This window comes from Kitasatospora sp. NPDC057518, assembly GCF_042802075.1.
GTDB lineage: Bacteria > Actinomycetota > Actinomycetes > Streptomycetales > Streptomycetaceae > Kitasatospora.
Genome location: NZ_JBHVEU010000603.1, coordinates 1 through 4,388, shown reverse-complemented (window position 1 = coordinate 4,388; position 4,388 = coordinate 1). Strand labels below are relative to the sequence as shown.

General features: G+C 73.0%; 3 protein-coding genes. 2 read left to right on the top strand and 1 reads right to left on the bottom strand.

Annotated elements, in window-relative coordinates; translation table 11 throughout:
* Positions 1–41 precede the first annotated feature (41 nt).
* Entirely contained in the window at positions 42–2,159 is a 2,118-nt protein-coding gene (locus tag ACFU7Z_RS36910; protein WP_380782441.1) for a transglycosylase domain-containing protein, read from the bottom strand.
* Positions 2,160–2,418: 259 nt separating this feature from the next.
* Between ACFU7Z_RS36910 and ACFU7Z_RS36905 the strand changes: the two genes are divergently transcribed.
* Both ACFU7Z_RS36905 and ACFU7Z_RS36900 read left to right on the top strand, forming a co-directional pair.
* Positions 2,419–3,546: a hypothetical protein gene (locus ACFU7Z_RS36905; protein WP_074003687.1), complete on the top strand. Its 1,128-nt coding sequence runs from the start codon at positions 2,419–2,421 to the stop codon at positions 3,544–3,546.
* A gap of 277 nt (positions 3,547–3,823) precedes the next feature.
* Complete coding sequence (locus ACFU7Z_RS36900) at positions 3,824–4,360, top strand: GNAT family N-acetyltransferase (protein WP_380782439.1); 537 nt, start codon at positions 3,824–3,826, stop codon at positions 4,358–4,360.
* The last annotated feature ends 28 nt before the right edge of the window (positions 4,361–4,388 follow it).

Genomic DNA, 4,388 nt, shown 5'->3' with positions numbered 1-4,388 from the left:
TGCCGGGCCCGTGAGGGTCCCGGGCCCGGCAGCCGACCGGCCTACTGTGCCGCCGTCTTCATGTAGGTGCTCCAGATGCGGGTCGGGAGGGCGGCGTCGGAGGTGTCCGGGGTGGCGCCGCCGAGGCCTTCGAGGGAGAGCAGCTTCATGTCCTTCAGGTCCGCGCGGAAGATGGTGACCGCCGTCGACAGCTGCCCGTTGTAGCCGACGAACCACCCTGCCGTACGGTCCGCGGTGGTGCCGGGTTTGGCGGCCAGGCCGGGGCCGGCCTCCGCTGCCGGTTTGGCGGCTCCGTCGCGGACGGAGCCCTTGAGTGCCGCGTCCACCTCGGCCGCGACCGACGGGGTCAGTGCCTGGGTGGCGGCCGGCAGGCGCAGGGGGAGCTGGGCGCCGTTGCGGGAGATCCTGAGGACGGAGTACGGGTCGGTGTGGCTGCCGCCGGCCGCGAAGGCGGCGTACGCGTCGGCGGTGCGGACGGCGCTGGGGGTGGAGTTGCCGACGCCGAGGGCGGGGACGAGTTCGCCCAGGCTGTTGGGGAGCAGGCCGAGGTCGGTGGCGGTCTTCTGCACCCGGTCCAGGCCGACGTCCATGCCGAGCTGCATCAGCGGCCCGTTGACGGACTGTTCGACCGCGTTCCGCAGGGTGACCGTGCCCCAGTTCCGCCTGCCATCGTTGGCGGTCTTGACGATCTTCCCGTCCCGTCCCCAGTACGGCCCTTCCGGGGTCATCACGTTCACCCCGTCGTCGCCGTTGTAGGGGGTGGCGGGCGTCACCGGGGTGCGGTCGCCGCCCCGTTGGCGCTGCACTCCCTGGCCGAGGCCGGCGGCGTACACCACCGGGGTGAAGGCCGAACCGATCGGCACCGAGGTGGCGTTGGCGTTGTTGAAGCCCTGCTTGAGGTAGTCGGTGCCGCCGTAGAGCGCGACGATCCGGCCGTCCGGGGCCACCGAGGCGGCGCCGACCTTCAGGAGCTTGTCGGCCTCCCGGGTGTCCGGGTCGATCCCCGCGGTGCCCTCCCGTACGGCGGCGGCCAGGGCGTCGACCCTCGGCTTCTCGAAGGTGGTGCGGATCTGGTGGCCGCCGAGGTCGAACTGGGCCGGGGTGATGTCGCTGTGGCTCTCCACGTAGGCGCGGGCCATGTCCACCAGGTACCCGGTCTGGCCGCTCAGCCCCGCCGACTTCGGCTGCGGCCTGGGCTCGGGGAACACGGTGTACCGGGCGCGCTCGGCGGCGGACAGCTTGCCGACCTCCACCATCCGGTCCAGGATCCACGACCAGCGCTCCTCGGCCCGCTCCCGGTTCTCCGCGCTGACCGCCGGGTCGTACTGCCCGGCGCCCTTCAACAGCGCGGCCAGGAAGGCGCCTTCGCTCGGGTCGAGCTGGGAGACGTCCTTGCCGTAGTACGCCGCCGCGGCGCGCTCGATGCCGTAACTGCCGCGCCCGAACCAGCTGGTGTTGAGGTAGCCGGCCAGGATGTCCTGCTTGCTCATCCGGTCGTCCAGCTTGATCGCGATGACGATCTCGCTGAGTTTGCGGGACATGTCCTGGCGCTGGTTCAGGTAGATGTTCTTGACGTACTGCTGGGTGATGGTGGAGCCGCCCTGGGTCTCACCGCCGGTGACCATCTGGACGACGGCGCGCCCGATGCCGGTGACGGAGATGCCCGGGTCGTCGTAGAAGGTCTCGTTCTCGGCGGCCAGCACCGCCCACTGCACCGGCTCCGGCACCTGGCCGAGCGGCACCTCCTGCCGGTTGGTCGGACCGATCCGCGCCATCTCGCTGCCGTCCGCCCAGTAGTAGACGTTGTTCTGCTGGGTGGCGAAGGAGTTCAGGTCCTCCGGGACGGCGGTGTGCGCGTAGAACCAGAGCAGCCAGCCGCTCAGCCCGGCCGCGCCCGTCCCGGCCACCAGCAGCAGCTGCCGCCAGGACGGGAGCCAGCGGCGGACGCCGCGCCGTCCGCGGCGCGGGTAGTCGATCCGCAGGGACGGGCGCCGGCCCCGGAACGGACGCGACCCGCGTAACGGCCGGGGGCGCGGGCGCGGCAGGAAACGTCGGCGTCGGCGCCCGGGCGTCTCCTTCTCGGCGGTCTCGCCAGCGGTCTCCTCGGCGGTCTCCTCGGCCACGCCCTCGGCCGTCTCCCCGGCCCCGTCTTCGGCCACGTCTTCGGCCCCGCCGTCTTGCTGAGCACGCACAGTCCGGTCTCCGATTCGCTCGTGGGCTGACCCTCCGTACACATAGACGTGATGAGAACATCAGTACGTATGCCTGGCTTTGGTGTGATCATGGTCATACTGCGCTCGACGGGTGGGACGTGAGCGTCCGACGGGCGGGCCGCGGACCGTGGACGAACAGCCCGCGGACGGCCGCCCGCGCGGAACCCGGTCCGCGCCAGCCCCGGCGTGCCGCCAGAATGGCGCCATGAGGATGATCCAGACCGCGCTCGGCACGCTGCTGCTCCTGCTGATCATCGGCAGCATCCTGCGCACGCTGGTCGTTCCGCGCGGCCTCTACTCGGCGCTGGTGATGCGGCTCTGGCGGGTGCTGCGCACGCTGCTGCGGCTGTCCGCCGGGCCGAACCGCGGCTACCTCGCGCAGGACCGGGCGCTCACCTGGCTGGCGCCGCTGGTGCTCCTCGGCATGCTCGGCGTCTGGCTCAGCTGCATGCTGACCGCCTACACCCTGCTGCTGCACGGCACCTCCGAGCTGAGCTGGTCGGTGTCCGTGCGCGAGGCCGGGTCCAGCCTGTTCACCCTCGGCTTCGCGAGCGGCGAGCGGCTCCACCTCTCCGCGATCGACTTCCTGGCCGCCGCCAGCGGCCCGCTGGTCATCGCCCTCCAGATCGCCTACCTGCCGACCCTCTACGCCGCCTACCAGCGCCGCGAGACCGAGGTGACCCTGCTGCAGTCCCGGGCCGGCGAGCCCGCCTGGGGCCCCGAGCTGCTGGCCCGCCAGTCCCTGGTGGACACCGAGACCGCGCTCCCCCAGCTCTACCGGGACTGGGAGCGGCTGGCGGCCGACATCGGCGAGAGCCACTCCAACTACCCGGTGCTGCTCTCCTTCCGCTCCCCGCAGCCCCACCGCAGCTGGGTGGTCGGACTGATCGCCGTGATGGACGCCGCCGCCCTGCACCTGGCGCTCTGCCCGCGCTCGGCCCCACCCGAGGCCCGGCTGGTGATCCGGGCCGGCTTCACCGCGATGCGCGACATCGGCCGCTCGCTGCGGATCGACTTCGAAGCGGACCCGGACCCGGACATCCCGATCCGGCTGACCTACGCCGAGTACCTGGGCGCCGTCGCGATGATCACCGCGGCCGGGTTCCCGCGCGAGCGCCCGGTCGAGGACGCCTGGGCGCACTTCCACGGCTGGCGGGTCAACTACGAGGCGCTGGCGTACGAACTGGCCCGGCGCAGCGACGCCGTCCCTGCGCTGTGGACCGGCCCGCGCGACTTCCGCGCCCCCGTCATCCCGCCGAGCCGCCCCACCGACCGCCGCCCGTCCTCGACCCCGCCGCCGGGGACACCGCTGCCGCCGCTGCCGCCCGCCTGAGCGGGCGGACCAGACCGACCCGGGCGGAGCGGGCGGACCAGACCGACCCGGGCGGACCGGGTACACTCGTCCGCAGTACGTGCCGTTCAGGAGCACGCAGGAGCAGAGGAAGAAGAGGGAGGTGGGGTTGATGACCGCGCTCAAGGCCGCCATGCGCAGCGTCCGGGTCTCCCTCACGTCCCGGGCCGCGGCCTGACCTCCTCCTGTCCCGCCTCGCCGGGGGCGTGAGCCCGCGGGGCCCGCACGAACACTCCTCAGGAACGGATCTCCGTCCACCATGCGCAACTGGATCACGCGTGCCGAGACCGGCACCGACATCCCGACCATCCGCGACATCAACCTCGCCGCCTTCGGAACTCCCGCCGAGGCCGACCTCGTCGACGCGCTGCGCGCCGACACCTCCTGGATCGAGGGCCTGTCCCTCGTCGCCACCACCGAGCACGGCACCGACGAGCAGGGCACTGGTGAGCACGGCACCGCCGTCGGCCACGCCCTGCTGACCCGCTGCCACATCGGCGACGTCCCGGCCCTGTGCCTGGCCCCGTGCGCCGTGCTCCCCGCGCACCAGCGCACCGGCGCCGGCTCCGCCGCCGTCCGCGCAGCACTGGACGCGGCACGGGACCTGGGCGAGCGCCACGTCGTCGTCCTGGGGCACCCGGACTACTACCCGCGGTTCGGCTTCACCCGCGCCTCCGCCCACGGCATCGGCCTGAGCATCGAGGTCCCGGACGAGGCGCTGATGGCCCTCGCCCTGGACGCCGGCCACCCGCTGCCCGCGGGCACCGTCCGCTACGCCGCGCCGTTCGGCATCTGACGGACGACGCCGGGCGGGGCACGTGGGC